Here is a 19,747-nt window from a genome sequence, read left to right as displayed (position 1 = left end):
CGCATTGATGACTATGTCAGCAACACGGGGTACAGCAATCACCGCGATCGGAAATTCACTTCCGCCCGCGGCGATGCTAGTGACGCAGGTGTTACTCGCCAAGAGCCTCGGCGTGACGGGCCGGGGCGAGGTCGCGGCCGCTACGGCACCTCTTATGTTCGCGGTCGCGCTCCTCACTCTCGGCTTGCCAGAATCACTTACGTACTTCGTTGCGCGAGGCGGCGGGGGCCGGTTTAGACGCCAACTCGGCATGAGTCTTGTGGCCCTTGCGTTTTCAGGCGCGATAGGGACTGTGGTAATCGCAATTCTCGCGCAACCGCTCAGCGCTGGCAGTCGTACCTTGGCTGGGCTCATGGTTATTGCGTCCGCCGCGCTAGTGCCAGCGCTATTGACCGGAGCGCTCCGGGGTGTGGCCTATGGCGCCCACGATTGGTGGCTCGTTATGGCCGAGCGCACCCTTGGCGCGGTGCTCCAACTCGTTGCTGTGGGCGGACTCTTCGTAATGGGTTCGCTGACAACCATGATGGCGGTCTTGACCATTGCGGCGACGACGTTCGCGGGCGCGGTCGTTTACTTGGCCACCCCTCGGTGGTGGGCTGCGCTGCGTGGGTCGACGACCCCGTCAGAATCTTCCGAGTCCCTGCCGCGGGTCGCGTCGTATGCCTGGCGTGTGTGGGTGGGCTCGGTCGCCGGGATCATCTTACTGCGACTAGACCAGGTGATGATGACGCCTCTCGCTGGCGTCGAGGAATTGGGTATTTACGTAGTAGCGGTGAACGTAAGCGGCGTGGCGCTGTTGTTCAATAGTGCTGTAAGTCAAGTGATGTTCGCGATCGAGTCGGGTGAGCCGAGCGCCACGCGCGTCGGTCGCGCCGCTCGGATAACCACTTTGGTCACAGCACTAGTCGGAGGGGTTCTTGCTGCTGCGTCGCCGTGGATGGTTCCGATTCTGTTTGGGCCCGAGTTTTCGCCGGCTGTTCCAGTAATTTTCGTCCTCGTCCTAACTTATGCCCTCGCGATTGCAGGTTCTGTCGCCGGCGCCGCTCTGAGCGCACGCGGGCGCCCTGGCCTTCGAAGTCTTGGGATGGCGATCAGTGCGGCGTTCTATGTCGTCGCGATGTTCGTCTTGGTTCCGATACTTGGAGCTCTGGGCGCCGCTCTCGCGATGTTTTTGGGGACAGTGCTACCCGGTTATCTCAACATCTACTTGCTCCACAAGTACTGCGGGGTTCCACTGTCTGAGTTCTACCGGTTCAGGGCGTTAGACCTGAACATGTTGCGCCGCGACCGCGTGGGTGCATAGACAACTCCAATCCACATGCAGAGAAGATGAGCCCGTGCGAGTCGTAATCCTTTCTACCGCTGACTTTCACAGCGCAGCGTGGACGAACAAGCAACACCTAGCGCGCGAACTCGCTCGTTGCGTACCCGTCACCTACATCGAATCGTTCGGGCTGCGGAAGCCAACCCTCGGGACCGCCGACCTGCGCCGTATGGTGGGCCGGCTTCGCTCGAGCCGAACCGTCACGACTTCGAGCGCGAATACGTGGGGCGTCGAGGTCGTCCACCCGATCGTGATCCCGCTGCATGGTGTCGCACCGATTCGAGCCCTGAACAAGCAGCTCGTGAAGCGTTTACCCGTGGAAGGAGATGACGCTGTCCTGTGGACCTTTTCACCGGTCACATATGGGCTCGAGGACCGGTTCGCCCGCACGGTCTACCACTCTGTCGACCTTCTGCACGCGCAGCACAGGAGCCACCGCGAGCTGTGTCTCGCCGGCGAAGCCTCATTGCTCACCAAGGCCGATCGGGTGATTGCGAGCAGTTCGGGAGTCCGTGATCATCTGCGCAGTATGGGACGCGAGGATGTCCTGCTCTGGGAGAACGTTGCGGACACCGGCCTGTATGAGGCAGCCAACGGGGCGCGCAATCCGCGTGCGATTTTCGCCGGCAACCTGACGCCGTCCAAAGTCGATTTCGACCTGCTGCGGTCGTTGGCGACCGCTGGAGTACCAGTTGTTGTGGCCGGCCCGACATCCGTCGACGGGACGTCTGCCCAACGGGAGATGGATGACCTGTTCGCGTTGCCGGGGATTGACTATGTCGGAAACCTTGCGCCCTCGGAGTTGGCGCATCTCTTGGCGTCCTCGATGGTGGGTCTCATTCCGTATCGCCTGAACGAATACACCGCCGGAGTTTTTCCGATGAAGGTGTACGAATACTTGGCTGCCGGACTACGGGTCGTTTCGACGGCATTGCCCAGTCTTGAGCGGACAGCCTCGGACGATGTCGTGCTCGCCGCAGGAGAGTCGTTCTTGTCGGCGGTCGAAGAGGGTCTCGAAACGTGGTCGGAGCAAGCCGTCGCGCGTCGGCGCGAGCTTGCGCGCGGCCACTCATGGCAGGCGCGCGGCGAGCAGGCGCTGGCTCTTATTGACGAACTCTTACGCCGGTGACGTGTCGCCTACCGGGCAACCGCAAGCATGCACATTTCGGCGTGGCAATCACTCGACGAAGCTCACCGGTTGTGCGTGTGGCACGCCGTTGTGCTCGATGATTTTCGATCGATCAACGCGAGCCGAGGGCGACGGCTCCTTACGGCTCGGATGGCGTTCGCGAGCAAACCGAATTTGAGCCGCAAGAGTCCGCCGGTCTATACGATGCATTGCAGGGAAAATCGCGCCCCGGGGGGAAAATGACGACCGTTCTGAATCAGCTTCGGCAGCAATCGCGACGCCACCGGCGGCGCGTCGAGGTGGCACAGCAGCGACTCGACATCCAGGGGCTGCGGATGGTCGCAGTCCTCACAGTGTTCGCATTTCACCTCTGCGGCTGGCCCAAGGGCGGTTTTATCGGTGTCGATGTGTTCTTCGTCATTTCGGGTTTCCTCATCACCGGAAACCTGATGCGAATGGCGGAGCGCCGCGGAAATGTGTCGTTCAAAAAGTTCTACTGGAATCGGGTCCGCCGGATCATCCCGGCGGCCACGGTTGTGCTGATCCTCACCTATGTCGCATCTGTACTTGTGTTCCAGCCGTTCCGGGCACATCAGGTCGGTGTTGATGCTTTGTTCGCGTTCATCTTCATGTCGAACTGGTGGTTCGCCGCCCATGCGACTGACTACTTCGCAGCCGGTGACGCCGTGTCGCCCATCCAGCACTACTGGTCTCTGTCCATCGAGGAACAGTTCTATTTCGTCTGGCCCGCACTGATCTTCGCGCTCGGCTTGGTCGTCGCCCACAAGACGTGGACCCATGCGCACAGAATGCGGCTTGCTGCTGCAGTGATGGCATGCGTCATCGTCATCTCGTTGGGGTGGGCGCTGTACCAGACCACAACATCGGTCACCGGTGCGTACTTCAACACCTTCGCCCGCGTTTGGGAGCTCGGAGTAGGTGCCCTTTTGGCCACGGCGGTCGGGCTGCTAGCCCGGATACCGGTGGTGGTGAAGCCGTGGCTGTCGTGGGCGGGACTCGGCGTGATCGCCGCCAGCGTGCTCCTCATCACTGAGAACTCCGTTGGCTTCCCTGCCCCCTGGGCACTTCTGCCGGTCGCAGGTTCGGCGATGGTCATCGCCGCTGGAGTTCAGGAAGAACCCCACCATCAGGCTTTTCTGCAAAATAGGTTCGCCGTCTATATCGGCAACATCTCATATTCGCTGTATTTGGTGCACTGGCCGGTGATCGTCATTCTCGGCTCCTTAATGCGGTCGCGCGGCGCCAGTTTCTACATTGCGGTCATAGGAATTGCTTTCGGACTTGCCATAGCGTCGTACCACTTCGTCGAGAACCCCCTGCGCTACGCCGACCGCGACAAAGCGATCCGACTATTCCGAAGGCTTCGCGAGAGGCAATGGGCACCTGAGAGGTCGACGCGCAATGCCGGCCTCGCAGTCTTTAGCTTGCTGACACTGGCGTTGACTGCATACGCCGTCAGTCCGCGGGCACAGGTCTCGCTCCCACCGGAAGTCGCTGCTTCCAAGCACGCAGATGGGCAACCCCACCCAACGCTTGGGCCGCTCGCGTCGGCGCTGCAAGAAGAGATCCGGAAGGCGCTGACGGCCGCGGAGTGGCCAAGTCTTGACCAGTCGGTGGAGGCGGTCATCCACGCCAAGGTTGCACCAGAAATCGAGCAGTGCAGCAAGGAGCCGAACCCCGAAGCGTGCACATGGGGATCGCCATCGGCTCCGATCCGGGTCATGTTGGTTGGTGACTCCATAGCGTTGACGTACGCACAGCCTCTACGCGACATCGCCCTAAACTCAAATGGCCGGATTCAGTTGCGCCTCGAAGCAATGGCGGGATGTCGACTAATGATGAACTACATGGATGACAGCGCTGGCCAGCAATTGATGGATGACTGTCTAGCCAGGCGAGAGCACACTGTGGAGGCCATCAATGCGGCCAAACCTGATGTGGTAATCATCGCAAACGCTTATAACGACATACCGAAAATCGGTGGGCCACCGCAATGGGCTGACTTCCGCCGCCAGATTGTCGACCAGTTCAGGAGCAGCACCCAGAAGGTGGTTTGGCTATCGCCTCCGCCGGACGACAAGAACATTTCCGAGTGCTACAGCACAGCTTCCAGCGTCCCTGCTGACTGCATCAGCAGAGTCACGGATAAGTGGCTCACCGTAGCCAAAACCGAGCAGATGGTGGCCGGATCCGAGACCGGAATTTGGATCGATTCGCGCCCGTGGTTTTGCATCGAAGAGGGGTTGTGCCCGGCCTTCGTAGAATCAACGCTAACGAAAATGGACCAACGACATATGACTAGGGCTTACGCGGAGAAGATCACCCCTGTAATCGCTGAGTCACTCGCCGCTGCCGGCGTGTTTTGACGTCCGGAATAGCACTGGCGGTGCCTCCTGGCGCGCCGGCGACCTATGCCCCTGTCGGCGAATCCTCGGCGTCGGGAGTGAACAGCAGGTCGAACACCGTGCGCTGAGCAAGGTCGTCCTCGTCCAGCGCAAGATTGCGGCCGTCCTTGAGCTCACGAGCGACATACCCGAATTCGCTGAGGATTTCGCGCACCTTGCGATAGCTGCCGCCGTTGCGTCCCGAACGATCGCCGCGAACCTCGCACCAGACGTGGGGTCGCCAGCCGCTGAGCAGCGAGTCGACCATGCCCGCCACCACCTCGGCTTCCAAACCCTCCACATCGATCTTGATTAGGCGAATCTTTGACACATCCCCCACGTCGCCGCGCGCGGCGATCTCGCTGAAGGTATGCACCGGGACCTCCTCTTCGCTGCGTACATAGCTCGGAGCGGGGAAAAGGGAGGTTGACCCAGAGTGGTTGTGCGGCTCGTAATACAGCGGCAGGGCGCCGGCGCGGTCGGAGAAAGCGATGGGCAACACTGTGCCGAAGACATGCTCGTTGCGCAGCAGGAAGGCACTGTGGCGCGGCTCCGGCTCGACGACGACAGTGTTGAAGCCATACCGTCGCGCCACCAACGCGTAGAAGCCTAAGTTGGCGCCGATATCGACGAACGTCGCGCCGGGTTCGGCAACGCGCGCAATGTACCGACCGAGCTCACTCCTTTCGTAGTAACGCGACACGTTGTAAAAGAGATAGGACAACACCCGTTCCGGTGGGTGGTTGCTGTCCAATGCCAGGGGCCCCCACGCAGTTGGGATGGCGTCATTGCGTGTGCTCGCGCGGAAGAGCGGATCCAGGACGCGGAAGAGGGCATTGAGTTTCCGTCCTGCGACGGCGACATCCAGCGGTAGCACGCGGGTGGCGTTGCGCACGACGCTCATTGCTGCATCCTCCTCCATTTTCGGGTTGCAGGACGCCGGATGCGCTAACTGCCGGCTGAAGAGGCCCACCCCCAACCATTGTGGGCCATGAGCGCGGGATCGCAACGAGGGGCAAACTGCGCGAGGTCTCATCAGCCGCACAGTGGTTCCGGCCGAGGCCCACGGTAATGGTGCTAACTCCTGCTGGCGATGCCGCCCATCAACCAGAAACGAGGATGAACACTGCGGCGCTAAGCTAATCTACGGTTGTCTGGGGCAGTGGAATACAGGCGAGGTGCAGTCTAGGGGGCAGCCAGCTATTGCCTTCTTACTACTCATAGGAATTCGGCATGAATACATTCACGGAGGGCTGTCGAATATGTGCGTGCGCGAACGCTACGTCCTGGGGCGAAGAAAACGGCTTCCTAGCCGTTAAATGCACGAATTGTGGTCTCGTTTACCTGTCGCCCTGGCCAGATCTCAGCAGTCGAGACTACTCACTACGATATGGCGCGCACGAAGGTGAAAGGATTATCAGTTCGAGGGCACGGCCACGCGGCAAGGGCCACGTACGGCAATATCAAAAGGTATTGGGTGAGCTTTACGGCCTGGGCCTCGCCGACCGGCAAGTGCACTGGCTTGACATTGGTTGTGGTTACGGGGAGTTTCTCGCCGCTTTGAGAGCGACCGTCGCCAAAGGCTCAACGCTCGCAGGCAGCGAACCGAATGAGCATAAAGCTGAGTATGCTCGGTCGCGCGGATTCGACGTTTCATATCGCGAGCTAAACGACCTGACCGAGCAATTCACCCACATTTCACTCCTGAACGTCTTTTCACATTTACCCGAACCGGTTGAATTCCTGCAGAAGGCGAGAGATCTCCTCGTGCCAGGTGGGGAGCTGCTGATACAGACAGGTAACGCTGGTGACCTTGAACGTCATGAGGTGCCCGGCGAGTTATGGTTCCCCGATCACCTGATATTCGCAGGTAGACAGACTCTGGATCTTCTCATTGAGAAGCTTGACATGGACGTCACGCGATCTACGGCCCAACGTTATCCACGCCTGACGCCGGTCAATCTGGCAAAAGACGTCGTCAAGCGGATTACTCGAACGGACTATAACCCCGTTAGCTGGCGGGGTGCTTTTCGCTCCGTATGGGTTCGTGCGAAAAAACGCTGATGCCTGAGAGATCGCGGCGGTGAACGTGGCGACGACACAGCCAAAATTGCGAGCTCATCATAGCTGACCCGAGATGAGGCAATCGCTTTTGCGCAACAACGGCCGGTATCCCACACGCATCGGGGCAAAGATCTTCCTGCACTTGCAAGTGGCCCTCTTCACGCTTCTCCTGAAGGTGGAAAACCTCTGCTCGCACCGCCCCATTACCGGAGGTTGTGATATCGATGTTTCTATTACGACATATGGTTATAGGACTCGGCGAGTGTGGAGGACGTTGGAGACGATCGGCCGCGGAAGTCTGCTGCCTCGCAGAATAGTGCTGTGGCACGAAGATGAAGCTGTCGTGATGAATCCACCGAGTTCTTTGCGTCGTTTGATAAAGCGCGGGTTGACGATAGAACACTGTGTGGACTATGGGCCCCACAAGAAGTACTTCCCCTATGTAGTGCAGGAAAATCTTGAACGCCCGCTCGTGACGGCCGACGATGACGTGCTTTACCCACGTTATTGGCTGGCCCGCTTGGTAGCAGCGTACCGGCCCAATGAAGTGGCTGCCTACAGGGCGTACATGATGAGTGACGACCCCTACCTAACGTGGCCGCCCTGCACAAGCACCGTGCCTTCGGCAAACCTACTGCCCACAGGCGTTTCAGGTGTTATCTACCCACCCAAAGTCCTTAGGGCGCTGCGCGAGCGGGGCGACGACTTCATGCGGGTATGCCCGCGCGCAGATGACTTTTGGCTTCACTACGCGGCTGTTGCGTCAGGAGTACTCACCAGACAGGTGTCAGAATCGGCAGCCACGTGGTGGCCGATACGACCTAGGGAACGGGGCCTGATGCTAGACAACCGGCTAGAAGGCGGGAACGACACGATATCTAAGGCAGCGAGGGAAGCATGGTTGGGACCCCGTGCTTGATCGCCAACTTCGAATAAGTTCATTCGAGTTTCAGCCCTTGGTACTGATTGGGAGTCAGCCCGGTGCGAAGTCCCCAGCGGCGCGCGACCGCTATGCCCGATCGTCATGCGGTGGTCCGCTAGTCCGCAGTTCCTCGACTGCAACCATTGCGTAGTAATTCAGCCCAATCAAATTCGGCAGGCTACGCCATTCGAGGCAGCTAATATGAGCCTGTTGCGACAAGGCGGGGCGCGATCGACATTGTTTCGGGGTCGGGGACCGGTCGCCGCCGGTGGACTCGTTTTCTGCGCAGGCGGCTACGCGGCCAGTGCCGTGCTGACAGAGACGACTTGGTCGACAGCCGTCGCAGCCGGAAGGGGGAAGCGACGTGCTCGTAAGTGCAGGCATAGCGGTGGTCATGCTGATCGCCAATCTGGCCATGCCCCACCGTATGCGACTCATCGGGGTAGCAATACTCCTGATCCCGCAGTTGTATCTACCGGGATTGCCTGTGTCGCTCGCCGTGCTCTGGACGCTGATGACGTGCCTCACGGGGATGACAGCCCACGGACGGTCCCGGTCAGGTAGCTCGATCGTCATGATCCTTGGTTTCTTGATCGCGGTGACAGCGGTGTCATTACTGTGGGCGCTCCCCTCGGGACTGCGTCTCGGAGTCACTACCGTGCTTTTCGGGGTGGTGTTCCTGTTGTGGCTGCGCGAGATGATTGTGGTGGCGAGGGATGAATCAGAACTGCTGGATACCGTTGTGCTGTGGAGCGTTCCCGGGGTCGCACTTCAATCCGTGCTGTCAATAGCTTTTCAAATCAACCCAGCGATTGAGGAGCAATTCCTTCGGTCTCGGTTAGCCGCGATCACGGTGGGACCTGCGGCTGCGCATCTGTACACCGACCTCCCAAACAATGTGCTCGACCCGCATAAGTCCGGGGGATTCTTCGTAAACGGAAACGTCGCATCGCTCTTCGGTGGTGTCGCAGCGCTTCTGCTTTGCGTCGCCGCGCGCCGCACCATGCACCATTGGCTCTATGCGTTTGCGGCCTTGTCTTTCGCCGGTTCGATCTTCACAGGGTCGAAATCGGTTGTCTTCATCGGCGCAGGCGCTGCACTCGTAGTTATGTTCCTACCGCATATGCGCAAGGGGTCAGCCGTACTCATCGCCCTCTCGGTCGTGCTCTCATTGCCTCTCGTCTTCCCCTTGTTGACCAGCGTTGTGGAGCGCATTGCACCTACCTTCTACGCCAACTCTGACTTCAGTTACGGCGCACGAGAAAGACTTTGGTCGCGCGCAGCACAGATGTTCCAAGAGACGCCCATTCTAGGCCCGGGTTTTGGTGGCTGGGTTGAGCAGATCGGTAAGATTGGCAGTCGATCCGACCTTCCGCCGCACAACGTCCTTGTCGCGACATGGGCATACTCGGGCATCGTTGCCGTTGTGTTAGCCGTTGTGTTCATTGTCGCGGCCATCGCTTTCGGCATTCGTGTAGTCGCTGCGCAGCCCACAGTCCGCGACCGTCGCAATGCCGCGTTCGCGCTCTCCGCGATCGCTTGGGTATTTATCCACGGCATGGGGGATAACACGGCGTTATACGGCGACAGACAGACCATGATCTTGATCGCCGTCGCTTTTGGATACCTCTACTCGATGGTACAAGACCGGCAGCAGGGGCTCGTTAGCGACGAAAACCAAATGGACAGTGAGCATTCCAGCGAAAACACCCGTCTTCCATCAACGACTGCTTCACTGCGGACCTTCACTAGCCGGAAGCCGACCCCGGCTGGGTCAGCACGTCGCGGTGCCACCTGGAGAATTTGAGCGTAGAACCTGGAAAGGTTGCTCGTGGGACTCGATCAGCGGCGGAAGAATTGCGCAATAGAGCCGCGCTGGCGTAGCAAATGCGTTTCAGCGAGCGGGTTTTCGGCAAACTTGTACTCGACATAGACCTTGTCGATGTGGCGTGCAAGCGCCGATGGAATGTCGCCGATCACCGCCTCCTCCATGGTCTCGATATCAATCTTCAGGATGTTGATCTGGCCGTGCCGGCCGACGACATCCTCAAGTACCTCACGCGTTCTCCGGCACTGAACATTGATGTAGTTGCCGGTTCGTTGCCCGACTCCGCCGTAGCGTCCTGTCGGCTCCCACCCGAACTGCACTTCGCCTTCCTCCGTTCCTACCGCGGCCACATCAAGGGCGTACCGAGCTTCGAACGGGCGCAAATTGTGTCGGAGCCGCTCAATGTTGGCGGGAAGCGGCTCGAACAGATAAGTGAAAGTATCGGCTCCCCGAGACAGAAAGTACGCGGCCGAGATTCCAATATTAGAACCGAAGTCCACGACAACCTTGTCTCGGTCATCGGCGAGATAGTCGACCCGACAGAAGATCTCGTTAACAGTGAGGACGTCGTGGTGGGTATACAACTCGAGGTCGATCGGACCAATCGGGGTGGAGACGCGCACACTGCACGGGTACTCCCCCATTCCCGTCAAGTACCGGCGATACATCTCCAAGGGATGCTCGTACAGCCTCAGCATGTTGCCGGCTGCGACATAGTGCTGTGGCTCGAATACCGCTTTGGCAATCGTGCGGGTATTACGACCAGCGATCCGCACCGACTGCAGCCCCTTTCTGGCCCATGCCATTCGGCGTCAGAGGTCCGCAACACACGACTAATGGAGAAAGTTTGTACGCGCTCAGGCCCGGCACGCTTCATACCCTAACTCGATCGCGACCCAGCCCTGTACGCGTTCGATGAACCGCGCTTCTGAGAACTCCGCTACGTCATCAATCGTCGGCCGAATGCCGCCATCTATGAGTTCACCGGTACGGTCGGCGACACTCCTGACGTCTGCGAAATCCGCAACCACGCCAGCCGCTGACCTTCGAGCGCTCTCCTGTGCGCCGCCCACGGAGTTAACGACCACCGGCGCCCCAGCCGCCATCGCCTCCACCGGCATCATGCCGAAATCCTCGACTGGCGGGAACACGTAGGCGGCGCTACGCGCGTACAGCGCATGGAGCAACGCATCCGATGGGGAGATGACGAATGTCGCAGGCACCGACGCGTTAGCTGCAATGTCGCGAAGCCGCTGTTCCTCAGGGCCTCGGCCGGCGATCACCACCGGGATATCCAGGAGGGCACCGACGGATATCACCTTGTCGAGTTGCTTGTACGACACAAACCGTGAGGCTCCTAGGATGAATGTTGCTGGTAGACAGTCGATTACGCGCAGATCGGCGTCGCTGAGGCCGTTGCCCGTTCGCGCCGACGCCGCGATCGCTTCAACAGGAACGGGTGGATAGATGATCGTTGCCTCGCGGTCCCAAAACCGCCGGATGCGGTCCTGGACACATGCGCTGTTGGCAGCGATCGCGACCGCTTCGGTTGCCCGTCTCCGATCCATAGATCTGTAGTACGCCGAGACGGCACGCACGGCGCGACTGTCACCGCGGAAATCGAGTTCCGGCGTCCATATGTACCGAGCCGGCGTGTGCGCGTACACGAATTTGGGGATACCTCGGTTCGCACCCTGGAATCGGGCATGGTGGGCGAACAGGTGCGAACTCACAAGCATCCAGTCGTAGCGGTGGCCGCCATGTAGCGATCGCCAAGTCCGGGGCATCAATGGCAACGCGAGCGCTTTGGACCGGCGCAACGGCGTGCGCGACAGCCAGGATTCCGTGATCTTGCGGCCGGCCATCACGGCGCCGGGATCGCGCCAGAGCGTATACAGATCTGCGTCAGGGAAGGCATGACTCATCGCCTCAAAGACTTTCTCAGACCCGCCATGTGCTGACATCCACTCGTGGATGATGACGCCCGCCACCGTCAGCTTCCCCCCATCGAGATTCGCCCGGTTCAGTACGCCCGCCCTACGGCTTCACCACCCGAGCTCATCTTTCGCGGTAGAACAAGACCTCACGGAATGTCCGCAAGATGATCTTTATGTCCAGCCAGAGCGACCAGTTTTCTATGTAGAAGTTGTCGTGTCGGGCGCGGTCGGCGATGGACGTGTCCCCCCTAAGCCCACTGACCTGGGCGAAACCGGTGAGTCCGACCTGTACGCGGTGACGGTGGGCATATCTGTCGAACTGGGTCGAGAATTGCTCGACAAAGTGCGGTCGTTCGGGTCTCGGCCCCACCAGCGTCATATCGCCTCGAAGTATGTTCCACAACTGAGGTAGCTCATCGATTGAGGTGCAGCGCAGGAACCGTCCGACTGGACCGACGCGGTTGTCCGCGGCGACACACCAATTCGTCTGCGACTCAATTTCATTGGCCGGCCGCATCGAACGGAACTTCAACAGCTCGAAGTGCTTGCCGTCGCGTCCCACCCTGACTTGGCGGAAGATGACGCCGGATCCACCTTCGATCCGCACCGCCAGCGCAGCTGCAGCCAGCACGGGCGACAGGACGATCAGTGACATTGTGGCTACTGCAATGTCGAACGCGCGCTTGATGAGCCACGCCGGCCCGTGGAGATTGGGATTGCGGATTCGCATGATGGGAATGGAGCCAATGTGGTCAGCCATCCCGGTCTGGGTATGGAAGTGATGCATCCGCGGAACGACGAGTAGTTCTGTGTGATGGCACGCCTCCGTACGCACTGCATCGATTAGCGCGCGTTCCTCGAAACTTCCGTCGGCGACCAGCAAGTTGTCTGCACCGGTTGTCAGTACAGCCATGTCCAGATCAGCAAGGCGACCAAGACGTGGGAGGTACTCCCCGGCTGGGGAAGCCTCGGCATCATCGACGAAGCCGTTGAGCGTGAGGCCGTACTCCGTGTGCTGGGCAAGGATTCTCGCCAACTCTGCTGCCAGCGGACCGCCCCCAATTAGCACGGTTCGATGTTGTGAAATCCCGGTTCGGCGACCTATTGCAATGAGCCGCGTGGTGATGACGCGGCCAACAATGACCAGCGCGACCGCCTGGCAAGCAGTTTCGAGGAAGATCAACACCTGCGTCTTCTGGTGCATATAGAGGGCGACGGCAGCGACCAACGCCACGGCTGTCATCAGCCGCGTGAGGATGGAGGGAAGCTCGTCCAAGACGCTGAGATGTAGACGCGAGACGTATCCGCCGCCTCCGCTGAGGAGAAGCGTTGCAAGGACGGCAAGCGTCACAATTGCGTGGATCTGAGGCGGCCGCCATGCAAGGGGAGCCAGCATCAACGCGAAGTCGACGGCCGGGACAAGCATCCAAGCCCGGATGCGGCTGAGGAAACGCGCGTCGACGCGCTGACGGTCGCCGACCGGACGCAGGGAATCTTTGGCGACTTCAAGAACCGGTGGCCGAGTCTGAGCATTCGCGGGTATAGGCGCGACGACTGCGCGACGGCTGTCCAGGAGCCGGACGTTATCCGGAACACTGCTCTTAATTGCGAGATCGCGAGCCGGGGAATTCTGAGTGATCGCCGCCGTGGTCGGCTCGAGGACTCCAGTCATAGCCTGCCACCCAACGCGCCCAATGAAATTTCATTGGGGTTGGTCGGCAATATTCTCGATGAACCGCTAAACAGAAACAACATCGGCTGGCCCCCATGCCCAACCCACGTTGCCCTCGCACGTACGCGCGGGCCTCAATACCGACATCCCATACCCCCTGTAGCCGTCGGTGACGACTTTGCCGGTGAGAATGACGGTTACAACGCCGCCCCGCGGAGAGCGTTGGGGCTAACCACACCCCGGAACCACAACACTCGCTACCGTTCTCCTCACCCGTTGACCAGCATATTCACAGCGGGGTGCCTGACGGAATGAGGTGTTTCCCTATGATTTCATTCCCTCCACCCTAGGAACCCCAGGTAGATCTGACTTTTTACGCCGGGAAAGCGGTTTCGCTGGATGTTTGACTGAGGTTGCTGTGGTTACACGGTCACCGCGGACGCCCCGGAGGGTTCTGGCGCAAGTCACAGATGCCGCGCCACGGGGACTGGTATGCGTGAACCGCCGGCTGAGATGCAATCGTCATCTACGCGTGATTAGCTGACCCGACAAACTCACACGGATTGAGCCGGTCGGAGATTTTCTTCCTTGCCGCAATCAGCGGTTAACTAGCCGCGTGACGAAGATCCCCAACGATTTGTACACCCAGATCGATCGCCGATGCCGACAAATGCTGCGCGGATCCGCCACCTGACGGGCCGAGATGCTCCCCGACAGCGACGAGCATCAACGAAAGCCGCTGAAATCAGTTCCAGTACCGTTGACTTACCGTCTGACGCCATCTGGCCAGCGCCACAGGCTTCACCGTAGAAGTGAGGAGTTTGATCTGCACGTCCTGTTTGTTTGCACTGGAAACATCTGTCGGTCGCCAATTGCAGAACGACTCGCCACGGCATATTCGGCTCGGATCGGGGTCCCGGACTTCACAGCATCCAGCGCCGGGACCCGCGCTGTGACCGCGCATCCGATTCACCCCGACGCGGCACTCGTCCTTGAAAAGCTGGGTGGTGACGTATCCGACTTCGCCGCGCGACAGCTCACCTCGCGGATTGCTTCAGCCGCCGATCTTGTCCTGACTATGACGAGGGCACATCGCGACACTGTCCTGGAACTTGCCCCGCGCCAACTCCACAGAACTTTCACACTGAGCGAAGCCGCCCGACTCGCATCAGATTGCGACACACGAAATATCGCAGATCTCGCAGCGCAGCGCTCGCAGGTGGCACGGCACGAGCTTTCAGACGTTCCCGACCCGATTGGCCAAGGCGCAGATTTCTTTACCACGGTGGGTTCGCAGATTGCCGAACTCCTGCCGCCGATACTCGAGCTTTGTCGGCGCTCGTCCCCGATCGCGGACGATTAGCATCCCGAGGCCGCCATATAGCGACGTCATCGAATGACGGTTCAGGTATTCAGTACGCCCCTTCCCAGCGCGTACACCTGCCAGCCAGCGTGCGTCCAAAAATCATGGTCGACCGCATTTCTGGCGTCGAGTAACCGCGGCTCGCGCACGAGGGACATGAACGCATGTGGATCGATGTTGCGGTACTGATCCCATTCAGTGGCTAGCACGATCAAATCGGTATTGCGACAGGCGTCTTCGATGTTCAGGCAATACGTCAAGGTGGGAAACCGTCTGCGCGCGTTCGGGATGGCCTTCGGGTCGTGCACTCGCACCGCAGCACCCTTCAGATGCATGGCGGCGGCAACGTTTAGAGCCGGGGAGTCCCGCACGTCATCGCTGTCGGGTTTGAACGCCGCACCCAGCACCGCGACGTTCTTGCTCAGAAAATCACCTCCGAGCATGGCACCGGCGACATTGACGACCTTGTCACGCCGGCGCATGTTGATCTTGTCGATCTCACGCAGGAACGTCAGCGCGTCAGACGCCCCCAGCTCGCCCGCCCGAGCGCTGAACGCGCGGATGTCCTTCGGCAGGCATCCGCCGCCAAACCCGAGGCCGGCGTTGAGGAACCGACGACCGATCCGCTCGTCGTAGCCCAGCGCCTGGCTGAGGGTGACGACGTCGGCGTTGGCCACCTCGCACACCTCGGCCATCGCGTTGATGAAAGAGATCTTGGTGGCTAGAAAGGAATTCGCGGCCACCTTTACCATCTCGGCTGTCGCTAAATCCGTGGTGATGTACGGCGTGCCGTGGTCGATGACCTTCCCGTAGACCTCCAGCAGAGACTTCTCGGCGTGCTCTGACATCACCCCGAATACCAGCCGATCGGGATGCAACGTGTCGCGGACGGCCTTGCCCTCGCGCAGAAACTCGGGATTCCAAGCCAATTCGAGCCGCGAGCCGTGATCGCCCAGCCTGTCGGCTAGCCGTTGGGCGGTCCCGACAGGCACGGTCGACTTCCCGACGATCAGGCCATCGCAATCCGCCAAGTCGGCGACGGTCTGCACGGCAGCGTCGACGAAGCGCACATCGGCCGCATCAGACCCCGACTGCTGTGGAGTGCCGACACAGATGAAATGCAGTTTCGCGCCCCGAACGGCCTCTTCGGCGCTGGCGGTGAATCGCAATCGGCCCGTCGCGAGCGCGGATTGCAGCAGCTCCTCGAACTCCGGCTCATAGAACGGCGAGACCCCGCGCGATAGCGCCCGTACCTTCGCCGTATCGGTGTCGTATCCGACGACCTCATGTCCCAGATTTGACATGCATACAGCGTGGACGGCACCAAGATAACCGGTTCCGATCACGCTAATTCGCATGGACACACCTCACGCGCGGCTACGCGCACACCGTTGGTCAGACTTCACAAAGACCGGTGCGCTTGCAGATTGCCTGGCAATACGTCATGTTCGTGTCGGACTGGTCGCACCACGCGGGATTCTTGTTGATCTTCGCCGCGGTTACCTGGTCATGTTTCGCCTTGACACCTTCCGGACTCATCGCCGAGTTCCCGGGTTTCCCCGGGGCGGCAAGTGCGTTATTGCAGTTCAAGTCGAACACATATTCTTTTTTCCTGTCGTTCTTGCCGCTGGCATCGAGGAATATCGACTTATGCCAATTGGTGACGAGGCAAGCACCGACATCGACCTGATCGCCGGTCACCGTACCGACGACGGGGGTACCACCTTTGGAAGAAATCGCTGATGAAGCCTCGTCGTACGAAATCCCTATGAGCCCGTCTTTAGCGGAAGCAACACCGGACCCGAACATTGCGACCAAAAGTGCCGCGGCGCCAATGACACCCAGGATGCGCCCGACCAAGCTGCCCATCAGAAACCCCTCCCTAGCGAACAATGCACAATCTGGCGCCTATCGCCGGATACCGACGCCTCGAAGCTTGCGGGGCCCCCCGACAACCGCAGCACTCTCATACTCGGCGCCCAACCCCGCAAGCTCTGCCCCCTCGCTCAGCTGAAAGTTGCGGCACGACCGCCCCGAAATGCCACATCTTTCGTTGCGGATTGAATTTAGCTCGGTGGCGGTACCCCAGGAATCGGGTGTTTCCCTAAGGTTGCCCCCCATACCCCCTGCCTATCGGCCGCCCGCAAACCGGCTCACCTGCCGTTACCAGGGCGTCCGCGCCTTCCTGCGGCCGCTTGCTGAACCCAGCCTTGAGCGCGCTGCCGGGATTTGACGGTGAAGATAATTTCGATATCACAGGTTTGGCCGCGAAATGCGTTTGCCGGATGCGACGATTGTCCCGATGGGCGGGGGGTTCATCGACCGTTCGGTCGAGTGGGGGTTAGTCGTCGACTTCTTGACGTCGACGACTGAGCAGCCGTCTGCCTTCGTGATCGAGGGCGAGGCCGGCATCGGCAAGACCACCCTGTGGTCGGCCGCGATCCAGCAGGCGCGACAGCGTGGGTTTTGGGTCCTGGCGGCTCGCGCCAGTCAAGCCGAATCGGTGTTGGCTTACACGGTGGTTGCCGATCTGATCAGCCACATCGACCCTGCGGCCCTGGCAGGCTTGCCCGAAGTCCAGCGCATTGCGCTGGATCACGTGCTGCTGCAGGCCGACCGCGGGAGCCCACCGAGCGACCATCGGGTCGTCGGAACGGCCGTCTTATCCATCCTCGAATGCCTGGCGGCCAAGTCGCCCGTGCTGGTCGCCATCGACGATGTGCAGTGGGTGGACGCGTCCAGCAGGAGTGTCGTCAACTTCGTCGCGCGTCGGCTTGGCCGACGGGTTGGCATGCTGCTGACTGAACGGTCCGGCCCTGGCCAGAGCGAAGCAACCGGTTCCTGGCTGCAGCTGGCCACCCAGACCGACATTAAGCGAATTCATGTGGGGCCGTTGAGTGTTAACACACTACATACATTGATCTGCGACCGACTGGGTCACTCACTTCCGCACCCGACGACGGTCCGGATCGCAGAGATGTCCCATGGCAACCCCTTCTACGCGCTCGAGCTCGCACGTGCGGCCAGCATGCAGTCACCGACCGCCGAGACAGTGTTGCCAGGCACACTCGCCGAGCTCATGCGCGAGCGGATAGGTGAGCTGGAAAGTGAAACCGAGGACGTATTACTCGCCGCGGCATGCGCTTCCGATCCGACCGTCGACCTGCTCGCTAGCGCCACCGGGACGACCGCTGCGCGCACCGTCGAGCTACTCGAACCGGTCGAAGACAAGGGCGTCATCAGCATTCACGGCAACCGGATCAGGTTTACCCACCCGCTGCTGGCGCGAGGCGTCTACACCGACGCCAGTCCTGCACGGCGGCGCCGAATACATCGGGCACTCGCCGCCATTGAGGTGCTACCCGAACTGAGGGCCCGCCATCTCGCACTGGCGACGGTCAGCTCGGACCCCGCGACGCTGCAGGCCCTCGACGCCGCCGCGGACACAGCGCGTACCCGCGGTGCGCCGGCCGCCGCCGCCGAGCTGGTCGACCTCGCAATCCGGCTCGGCGGTGACACGCCGCAACGCCGGATCTGTGCCGCCACACACCATTTCGAGGCTGGCAGCCCCGAACGCGCCCGAGCGCTAATCGAACCCGTGGTCACGCAGCTGCCCGCGGACCCGCTCCGGGCGGCAGCGGTCAACCTGCTCGCCGAAATGCGTATGTACGACAACAGTTTTGCGCACGCCGCTGATCTCCTCCGAGGCGCGGTAGACGACGCTGCAGCCGAACCCGCGGTGCTGGTGCAGAGTTTGCTCCTGCTGTCTTTTGCTCTCGTCAATACCGGTGACCACGACGAGTCATTGAACTACCTGCGGCAAGCAGTCACGCTGGCCGAGGCACTCGACGTGCCCGCGTTGACCAGTCAAGTATTCGCGATGTGGGTGACCATGGCCGCCGTGTGCGGGCAAGGCATTGACGAGCCCAGGCTGAAGCGCGCGCTCGACATGGAAGACCTCGACCTCGTCGTGGCACTTCCGTTCAGCGCCAGCGCCGTCAACGCGCTGGTACTGGCCTGGGACGGACAGCTGGACGAAGCCCGAGCCCAGATGACGGCTGTGCGGAACCGCCGCCTCCAGCGCGGAGTGAACAGCCACATCGTCTTCATGGACCTGCAGAGCATCTTGATCGACGTGTGGCGGGCCGATTTCGCCGCAGCCGCAGTCGCGGCCGAGGAAGCAATGAAACGCGCCACGCAGCTCGGTGGTGATCACATGGAGGTCATGGCCAAAGCCGCCCGGGCCGTCGTCGCCTCATACACCGGTCGCGAGGAGGAAGCTCGCGCCGACGCTAACGCCGCAATCGACGGAGCGCGCCGATGCGGCTCAGCGCGCCTCGCGGACGCGCCGATCATGACCCTCGGGTTCCTGGACGTTTCGTTGGGCAACTACGCCGAGGCGCTGACGACCTTGCAGCCGCTGCTCGCACAGTTCGACACCCTGCCCGGCACGGAGATTGTCACTGCCGCCTTTATCCCCGATGCCGTCGAGGCAATGATCGCCCTGGGGCGCATCTCCGAAGCCGGACCAATGATCGAAGCACTCGAGTACAACGGCCGTCGCCTCGACCGCCCCTGGATGCTCGCGATCGGAGCCCGCTGCCGCAGCATGTGGTTGGCCGCCCAAGGTGACGTAGAAGAGGCCACCTCCATGGCGCGTCGAGCGATGCGCGAGCACGACCGGTTGCCCATGCCGTTCGAACGCGCCCGCACAATGCTGCTGCTCGGCCAGCTGCAACGCCGTCAGCGCCTCAAGGAGGCGGCCACAGTTACCCTCTGGGATGCATTGCGCGCCTTCGAGGACTTGGGAACGCCATTGTGGGCCAAACGCGTTCGCGACGAACTGGCCCGCACCAAGGTCAGTCCGACCCCGCACCTGCAACTGACCCCGTCCGAACAACGCGTCGCCGAACTCGCCGCCTCCGGCAAGACCAACCGCGACATCGCCGCCACATTGTTCATCAGCCCCAAGACTGTCGAAGCCAACTTGGCTCGCATCTACCGCAAACTCGGCATCCACTCCCGAGCCGAGCTCGGCCATCGGATGAGCCAACTATCGAATATTGAAGCATCCGATGCCAATCGCACTGCGATCCGTTAGCT

The 19,747-nt window shown here is 60.8% G+C and carries 13 protein-coding genes; 7 read left to right on the top strand and 6 right to left on the bottom strand.

What is annotated here, in order from left to right; translation table 11 throughout:
- Positions 1-7: 7 nt before the first annotated feature.
- The 3 genes from ACWW36_RS14070 to ACWW36_RS14060 all read left to right on the top strand — a co-directional run bounded on the left by ACWW36_RS14070 (position 8) and on the right by ACWW36_RS14060 (position 4,840).
- Entirely contained in the window at positions 8-1,303 is a 1,296-nt protein-coding gene (locus ACWW36_RS14070) for an oligosaccharide flippase family protein (protein WP_456142119.1), read from the top strand.
- 34 nt (positions 1,304-1,337) lie between these two features.
- On the top strand, positions 1,338-2,453 hold the full coding sequence (locus ACWW36_RS14065) for a glycosyltransferase family protein (RefSeq protein WP_456142118.1): 1,116 nt from the start codon (positions 1,338-1,340) through the stop codon (positions 2,451-2,453).
- A gap of 239 nt (positions 2,454-2,692) precedes the next feature.
- Positions 2,693-4,840 (top strand): acyltransferase family protein, encoded by a 2,148-nt coding sequence (locus tag ACWW36_RS14060; protein WP_456142117.1) that lies wholly within the window; start codon positions 2,693-2,695, stop codon positions 4,838-4,840.
- 43 nt (positions 4,841-4,883) lie between these two features.
- On the opposite strand, the gene ACWW36_RS14055 is transcribed toward ACWW36_RS14060, so the two are convergent.
- The gene (locus ACWW36_RS14055; RefSeq protein WP_456142116.1) at positions 4,884-5,831 is read right to left on the bottom strand and encodes an FkbM family methyltransferase; all 948 of its coding nucleotides are present in this window, start codon (positions 5,829-5,831) and stop codon (positions 4,884-4,886) included.
- Positions 5,832-6,331: 500 nt separating this feature from the next.
- On the opposite strand from ACWW36_RS14055, the gene ACWW36_RS14050 reads away from it, so the two are divergent.
- Positions 6,332-6,922 (top strand): class I SAM-dependent methyltransferase, encoded by a 591-nt coding sequence (locus ACWW36_RS14050; RefSeq protein WP_456142115.1) that lies wholly within the window; start codon positions 6,332-6,334, stop codon positions 6,920-6,922.
- Positions 6,923-8,238: 1,316 nt separating this feature from the next.
- Positions 8,239-9,651 (top strand): O-antigen ligase family protein, encoded by a 1,413-nt coding sequence (locus ACWW36_RS14045; protein ID WP_456142114.1) that lies wholly within the window; start codon positions 8,239-8,241, stop codon positions 9,649-9,651.
- A 35-nt stretch (positions 9,652-9,686) separates the two neighbouring features.
- On the opposite strand, the gene ACWW36_RS14040 is transcribed toward ACWW36_RS14045, so the two are convergent.
- The 3 genes from ACWW36_RS14040 to ACWW36_RS14030 form a co-directional block, all read right to left on the bottom strand.
- Positions 9,687-10,448, bottom strand: coding sequence for an FkbM family methyltransferase (locus ACWW36_RS14040; RefSeq protein ID WP_456142113.1), 762 nt, complete (start codon positions 10,446-10,448; stop codon positions 9,687-9,689).
- An 81-nt stretch (positions 10,449-10,529) separates the two neighbouring features.
- Positions 10,530-11,663, bottom strand: coding sequence for a glycosyltransferase (locus ACWW36_RS14035; RefSeq protein ID WP_456142112.1), 1,134 nt, complete (start codon positions 11,661-11,663; stop codon positions 10,530-10,532).
- A gap of 67 nt (positions 11,664-11,730) precedes the next feature.
- On the bottom strand, positions 11,731-13,281 hold the full coding sequence (locus ACWW36_RS14030) for a sugar transferase (protein WP_456142111.1): 1,551 nt from the start codon (positions 13,279-13,281) through the stop codon (positions 11,731-11,733).
- Positions 13,282-14,107: 826 nt separating this feature from the next.
- Between ACWW36_RS14030 and ACWW36_RS14025 the strand changes: the two genes are divergently transcribed.
- On the top strand, positions 14,108-14,644 hold the full coding sequence (locus ACWW36_RS14025; protein WP_456142486.1) for an arsenate reductase/protein-tyrosine-phosphatase family protein: 537 nt from the start codon (positions 14,108-14,110) through the stop codon (positions 14,642-14,644).
- A 41-nt stretch (positions 14,645-14,685) separates the two neighbouring features.
- Here the strand turns inward: ACWW36_RS14025 and ACWW36_RS14020 are convergent, their stop codons facing one another.
- Both ACWW36_RS14020 and ACWW36_RS14015 read right to left on the bottom strand, forming a co-directional pair.
- Complete coding sequence (locus tag ACWW36_RS14020) at positions 14,686-16,002, bottom strand: UDP-glucose dehydrogenase family protein (protein WP_456142110.1); 1,317 nt, start codon at positions 16,000-16,002, stop codon at positions 14,686-14,688.
- Positions 16,003-16,039: 37 nt separating this feature from the next.
- The gene (locus ACWW36_RS14015; RefSeq protein ID WP_456142109.1) at positions 16,040-16,513 is read right to left on the bottom strand and encodes a hypothetical protein; all 474 of its coding nucleotides are present in this window, start codon (positions 16,511-16,513) and stop codon (positions 16,040-16,042) included.
- Positions 16,514-16,916: 403 nt separating this feature from the next.
- Between ACWW36_RS14015 and ACWW36_RS14010 the strand changes: the two genes are divergently transcribed.
- Positions 16,917-19,745 (top strand): helix-turn-helix transcriptional regulator, encoded by a 2,829-nt coding sequence (locus ACWW36_RS14010; protein WP_456142108.1) that lies wholly within the window; start codon positions 16,917-16,919, stop codon positions 19,743-19,745.
- Positions 19,746-19,747 lie beyond the last annotated feature (2 nt).

The sequence above is a fragment of the Mycobacterium sp. MMS18-G62 genome (genome assembly GCF_053877835.1).
Note: the sequence above shows the minus strand (reverse complement) of the source record. Positions and strands in the feature narration are given on the sequence as shown.